At 42.7% G+C, this 5779-nt stretch carries 7 protein-coding genes and 1 pseudogene; 2 read left to right on the top strand and 6 right to left on the bottom strand.

What is annotated here, in order from left to right; translation table 11 throughout:
• The coding region (locus A3735_RS14955; RefSeq protein WP_156499687.1) for a biotin/lipoyl-binding protein at positions 1-481 on the bottom strand (481 nt) is incomplete at its 3' end.
• A gap of 91 nt (positions 482-572) precedes the next feature.
• Positions 573-1310 (bottom strand): 16S rRNA (uracil(1498)-N(3))-methyltransferase, encoded by a 738-nt coding sequence (locus A3735_RS14950; RefSeq protein ID WP_068514899.1) that lies wholly within the window; start codon positions 1308-1310, stop codon positions 573-575.
• 290 nt (positions 1311-1600) lie between these two features.
• Between A3735_RS14950 and A3735_RS14945 the strand changes: the two genes are divergently transcribed.
• Entirely contained in the window at positions 1601-2017 is a 417-nt protein-coding gene (locus A3735_RS14945; protein WP_068514902.1) for a transcriptional regulator, read from the top strand.
• 90 nt (positions 2018-2107) lie between these two features.
• Here A3735_RS14945 and galU read toward each other — a convergent pair whose 3' ends face one another.
• On the bottom strand, positions 2108-2944 hold the full coding sequence (galU, locus tag A3735_RS14940; RefSeq protein ID WP_068514904.1) for a UTP--glucose-1-phosphate uridylyltransferase GalU: 837 nt from the start codon (positions 2942-2944) through the stop codon (positions 2108-2110).
• 264 nt (positions 2945-3208) lie between these two features.
• Between galU and A3735_RS14935 the strand changes: the two genes are divergently transcribed.
• Entirely contained in the window at positions 3209-3841 is a 633-nt protein-coding gene (locus tag A3735_RS14935; protein ID WP_068514907.1) for a hypothetical protein, read from the top strand.
• A gap of 282 nt (positions 3842-4123) precedes the next feature.
• On the opposite strand, the gene A3735_RS31020 is transcribed toward A3735_RS14935, so the two are convergent.
• From A3735_RS31020 to A3735_RS31010, 3 genes and pseudogenes are all read right to left on the bottom strand, one after another.
• Positions 4124-4951, bottom strand: coding sequence for an EAL domain-containing protein (locus A3735_RS31020; protein ID WP_068633231.1), 828 nt, complete (start codon positions 4949-4951; stop codon positions 4124-4126).
• A 27-nt stretch (positions 4952-4978) separates the two neighbouring features.
• A pseudogene (locus A3735_RS31015) lies at positions 4979-5431 on the bottom strand (GGDEF domain-containing protein); the annotation flags it as partial.
• Positions 5395-5779, bottom strand: a 385-nt coding sequence (locus A3735_RS31010; RefSeq protein ID WP_197485900.1) for a response regulator, incomplete at its 5' end; no start/stop codon positions are given. The gene A3735_RS31010 and the pseudogene A3735_RS31015, both read right to left, overlap by 37 nt.

Here is a 5779-nt window from a genome sequence, read left to right as displayed (position 1 = left end):
TTGCCTGACGGGCCAGTGCTTGCTCGGCAATTTCTAGTAATCGTTTTTCTTCAACCAGAGAATCCTGATCGGTTTTAAAGCGTAGCTTCTCTGCATCGATTAGAGCATCTAGCTCATTAATATCAGCTTGCCGCTGTGCCAGGGTAAGTTCGATTTCGCGAGCATCGAGTTGGACCAGTAGGTCGCCCATTTTTACGCTAATTCCTTCTCGCACTGGAACTTGCATTACGTCGGCAGTGATCGCAGCGCTTAATGTTGAGTCGAAAGGCGATTCAACCCGTGCCAATAGTTCGACTTGAGGCTGCGCCTGGGTTTCCTTAAGTATGATGCTTGATACTAGCCATTCCTTTTCTTTGGTTTCTTTTTTGGGTGGTTTGGGCTTAGAAACGACGAGCGCAAAAATGATCAAGGCTGCCACCGCTAGGATAATGACAGGTAAAAACCAGCTGTGCTTTTGGCGGAGGTTCTGGAATGTGTTCATTGTGTTGATTCCACAGTGTTAAAGGAATAAAAGCTTAAGTAATCTTGAGTCTAATCTGAGTATTTTTAATCTTTCACTTGGCTAGAGCAGCTTAGGTATTAAAGTCCCCCCAGAGCCACTGAAGCAATGCCAGGCACGCTACAGGGGCTGTTTCTGTACGCAATACTCTTGGGCCGAAGGTGCTTGGGATAAACTTATTATCACAGGCCATGCTGATTTCAGCTTCACTTAACCCCCCTTCAGGACCAATAAGAATATTGACATGGCCAGGGGCGGGGGAGATATCAGATAAACGTTGGCGGTCTCTGTGGTGTAAAACCAAAGACAAGCCCTTAGATGATTGTTGCTGAACCCAGTCATCGACATTCAATATCGGATGGACGGTCGGCACCGTTGCGCGCCCACATTGTTCAGCAGCGCTAATTGCAACCTGTTGCCAGTGCTGAACACGTTTGCTTGCACGTTCATTGTTAAGGCGCAATTCGCAGCGCTCACTATCTAAGGGTGTAATCGCATTAACGCCCATCTCAGTACTCTTTTGGATGGCGTAGTCCATTCGGTCACCCCGAGACATGACCTGGCCGATATGGGTCTTAAGTTTAGATTCACTGACAGCATTTTCAGCGATGCCGATACTAGTAGCGAAAGACTTTTTGCTAGTTTCCTGAATGGTAGCGGGGTAGAACTTACCGTCGCCATTAAAAAGCCTAAGCTGGTCACCAGCTTTCATTCTAAGCACTTTTAAAAGGTGCTGCGCTGCTTGGCCCTCGATTACGGTATTTGAGGATGCTTCGAGAGGCTGATCAACATAAATATTCGGAATGCGCATCGTGCGTTTTACCAGCTCAGTGATTAAGTAAAGAGAGTTTCCTTATTTAAAAGGCAGCCTATTATGAATAATGATGATATGTACGTCTATCGGACTTCGTGTAAATAATTCGTAAAAGCGCTGTTTGTTTACTTATACCCAATCTTAATTATTATCTTAAGATTGTCTTATTAGTACTTGAACTAATTAGCAAAAAAATTATTAACGAGCTGTAAAAAAGTATTTTTAACTACGAATTATCTGGATCAAATGCTATATTGATTATTACCTATTTTCAGTGCTGAATTCTTATGAAGTATCTAAAGCAATTTAATCATCAACTTAAAAAAGTCCGGCAGTCGAAGAAACTTTCGTATATTGATGTTGCGGAGTATTGTTTAGTTGACCCTATGGTCGTTGAGTCGTGGGAAGCCGAAAGTAGTGAAACACGCTGTTATCCTAGTTTGGATAACCTTCTTGATTTGTGTTTTAAGACAGCCATGCCTTTAGAAAGTTTTGTTGATGTGCCTAATATTGAAACCGGCCACCAATTGGATTTGCCTGGTATCAATGACAGTGATGCGGAGGATTTGGGGGACTCATTAGTTGAGTTGGGACGACAGATTGAAAAGTTAATACCAACTGATGATGAGCGTGAGTTACTTCGGCGTTACCGTAAAAGCGATGCGCAAAGTAAAGAGCTGATACTTCAACTAATTGCAAACTAAGGCTATTAGGTCTTTAATTGCTTTGTTCTTTTTTGATGGAGCAGGAAGTTTGCCGCGCTAAGGCGCAGCAAACTCATTTATTTGTATCGACTACGATTCTGCTTTGTATACGTTTTCATAGACATAGTTAGTCGCTTGAATAAAACCATCGACACTACCACAGTCAAAACGCTGACCTTTAAACTTATAGGCTAGCACGCAACCTTTTTTCGCTTGAGTGAGCAGGGCGTCGGTTATTTGAACTTCTCCACCTTTTCCGGGCGGTGTTGCTTTGATGATATCGAAGATGTCCGGTGTCAGAATATAACGACCGATAATTGCTAGATTTGAAGGAGCATCTTCCGGAGCCGGCTTTTCAACCATTTCAGTGATACGGTATAGGCCATCCTTCATGCATTCGCCTGCAATAACACCATATTTATGCGTTTGGTCAGCAGGAACTTCCTGGATCGCTACGATACTGCAGCGGAACTGATTATATAACTCTGCCATTTGCTTAAGCACGCCGTCGCCGTTTTCATCTGCCGTACAAAAGTCATCTGCCAAAACAACTGCAAAAGCATCATCGCCAACCAAACCTCGACCGCTATAGATTGCGTGGCCAAGACCTTTCATTTGATGCTGTGGTGTAAATGAAAAGGTGTTATTTTCCATTAAATTCCGAATGGAATCGAGCTGAGCCTCTTTTCCTGAACCTTTAATTTCATTTTCTAGTTCGTAGCTAATATCAAAGTGATCTGCAATGGCTCGTTTGCCTCTACCTGTGACAAAACCCATTCGGTTCATGCCTGCCTGGTGCGCTTCCTCAACGCCATATTGCACAAGGGGTTTATTTACGAGGGGTAGCATTTCTTTAGGCATTGCTTTTGTTGCGGGTAAGAAACGGGTTCCGTAGCCTGCAACTGGGAATAGGCAGTTTTTGATCATAGTATTGTCCATAATGGTAACTATTGGCCGATGTCTTCAACGCACGCCAACAATAAGTTCATATATCTGTTAGAAGCTTAAGTCTATATTATTGATCTTAAAGCTTTATGACAATTATAGCGGAAGTATCGAGTTGTAAAAATAAAGTTTGGCATAAATATTGTTTCCATATACTTCACTTTAGCGCCTCTTGGTCTTTACTGCTATATTGTGAAGACGATGATTAATAAGTCTAAAAATATTGATGCAGGATAGGCACAGGATATGAGCCAGAATTATGATGAACTAACTTTGTTATCTGTTCGTTCCGCCTTTGACCATTTGCAGTCAACAATTAACCGCGCTTTGCAGAGAATAGAGCGGCAAGCACAGCTGAATAACTCCCAGGTTTTTTCTGCTATAAAGGAGCGTCGTAAGTTAGCAAAAGTGCTAATGTTGGATAAGCGAATTATTCATTTGTATAAGTCCATGTCTTCACAGCCCACACTAAAAATAAAAGATAGTGAGAGCTTGGTCCACTGTGAAATAAGCTCTACGGTAGTTATTCACGAAGGTGATGAGAAAAAAATCCAATTTACGCTAAATGATAATACCTACACGCTTCAGTTTGCGGATAGGGCGGGTGCTTGCATAAGCTTTTATGGGGAAACTTTCAAAAGCTCAAACTTATCGCTTTTATTGTCTTCTGGAGAAGAGGTTCTTACGCTACATTTGGATTTAGAAGGCGAGCAAGAAACCATAACAGAGCAGCAAATTACCCGCTTCATTCCCGGGAAGTGGATTTACGATATTATCCATGCCTATGAGACCTTGATAACCTCAGAAAACCTCAAATCCATTGATGCGGCCTATAGTGACGAAGGGCTGGAGATCTTAAAACATAAGTTTGGCTTGTAAGAATTTATGCGGTGTTTGAGTGTCTTAGTGCTTAATTTCGGGTCTTAAACGAAAAATGCCGCATAAAAATGCGGCATTTTGAATAGGTGCTTCCCTTACCATTCCTTAGGTAACCAGCCTTCCTTGTTTACTTCCTTGTCCATATCCATATGTTGCTGTCATCGTCCTGACAATCAGCGTCGTCCTGATGGAAATGAATATTACGCATGTTCTTGCCTTCAGTATGTAGGTGATAATGCAAAAGCATGTAGGAAATATCTTACATTGGGAGCAAATAGTACGTTATTGAAGTGGGCCAGGCCTTTCGATACCAAAGCCTTGAGCGAAGTCTACACCAATTTCTTTTAGTGCGTCGGCGGTTTCCTGGTTTTCTACAAATTCCGCAATGGTCTGCAAGCCCGCTGCATGGCTAATACCATTGCAAGCTTCAACAATTCCACGATCAATCGGATCGTGTAACAAGTTCAAGACAAAGCTGCCATCAATTTTCAGATAATCTACTGGAATCTTCTTAAGATAAGAAAAGGAGCTCATCCCAGCACCAAAGTCATCGAGTGCAAATTTAAAACCTTCTTCTCTGATCTCGGAAATAAACTCTACGGCATCCTTAAGGTTGTCGATAGCACTGGTTTCGGTAATCTCGAAGCAAATACGTTCAGGAATGAACTCAAACTCTTTTAGTAAATGCCGAATATCTTCAAAGAAAGAGGCGTCACTAAGTGAATTACCTGACAAGTTGATGAAAAATGTTCCTTGATCCTGATACCCTAAACCTGATTCAGCCAAGTACTTAAACGCATTTTTTACCACCCATCTATGTAAACGTGGCATAAGTTTGTAGCGCTCGGCTGCGGGAATAAAGGAGCCGGGGTAAATCAGTTCTGAGTCATCATTAAGTCGAACCAGAAACTCGCCGTGTGCACCGCCACTACAGTGTTTTTGGAGGCCTTTCATGCTCTGGAAGTGGAGTATAAACAAATCATCAGCTATCGCTCGTTTAATGCGGCTGACCCATTGCATTTCACTTCGCCGTTGTAAGTGCTCTGGGTCATCTTCACTGTACCATTTAAGGCCGTCATGACCTTTTTCTTTGGCGACATTGCAGGCCATGTCAGCACAGCTCAGAACGGACTGGACCGAAGAGGTTTTATTATTAATTGAAACAATGCCGATACTAATGCTGGTCGTGAAACTTTTTCCATGCCAGGTGAAGTTTAGGTCTTTTATTGCGGTCTGTATGGTTTTCGCAATCTAAATAGCTTGACGCTTATCTTTGTTGTAGGTGAGTATGCCAAATTCATCGGCACCAAGACGTGCCAAGGTATCCTTGTCTTTAGTTTGGCGGAGTAAAACAAGTGATACTTGCTTGAGTAGATCATCGCCTGCAACGTGGCCGCAAGTATCGTTAATGATCTTAAATTGGTCCAAATCCAGTGACATCAAGGCATATTCTGCATCATCCGATGCTGAAAGTTGAAGTGCTTTAGATATTTGACCTTCGAAGTACTCGCGATTGCCTAGCCCTGTTAGGTGGTCATGTACGGCTAAATGTTCTAGATTCTGTTCTGCGAGTTTTTTGCTTGACGGGATTCGCTCTCTCTTATTTCTCTCTCGATGGCTGGAATCAGTCGAGCGAGATTTTCTTTCATTACGTAGTCTTGAGCCCCGGCTTTCATTAGCTTAATGGCTTCTCGTTCGGGGATCTCCCCTGACACAATAATAACTGGCAAATTCGCATCGCGATCACGGATGGTTTCTAAAGCTTCTTGGGAGGAATATCCGGGGATGCTGTGATCTGAGATAACAAGATCCCAGTCGGACTCTTCAAGCGCGCTTCTAAGGCTTCGATCAGTTTCAACTCTTGTTGAGTGAATATCTAAGCCGCCTTTTTTTAGTTCACGTAACAGCAATATGGTATCGTTTTCACAGTCATCAACG

It is taken from the genome of Oleiphilus sp. HI0061, from assembly GCF_001635675.1.
Note: the sequence above shows the minus strand (reverse complement) of the source record. Positions and strands in the feature narration are given on the sequence as shown.